This is a genomic window from Photorhabdus caribbeanensis (assembly GCF_018448885.1).
Classification (GTDB): Bacteria; Pseudomonadota; Gammaproteobacteria; order Enterobacterales; family Enterobacteriaceae; genus Photorhabdus; species Photorhabdus caribbeanensis.
This window is the reverse complement of sequence record NZ_RCWB01000179.1, coordinates 1-217: the sequence shown is the minus strand read 5'-3', so window position 1 is coordinate 217 and position 217 is coordinate 1. Positions and strand designations below refer to the sequence as shown.

The 217-nt window shown below is 55.8% G+C and carries 1 rRNA gene; it reads left to right on the top strand.

Annotated elements, in window-relative coordinates:
- Window positions 1-217 (top strand): 23S ribosomal RNA (locus EAE90_RS23540); the annotation flags it as partial.

Genomic DNA, 217 nt, shown 5'->3' with positions numbered 1-217 from the left:
CATCAGCGATAGCATCAGAGGAACGGTCTGGAAAGGCCGGCGAGAGAGGGTGACAGCCCCGTACTCGAAGATGGTATGGCTGGGAGTTCAATGAGTAAGGCGGGACACGAGAAATCCTGTCTGAAGATGGGGGGACCATCCTCCAAGGCTAAATACTCCTGACTGACCGATAGTGAACCAGTACCGTGAGGGAAAGGCGAAAAGAACCCCGGCGAGG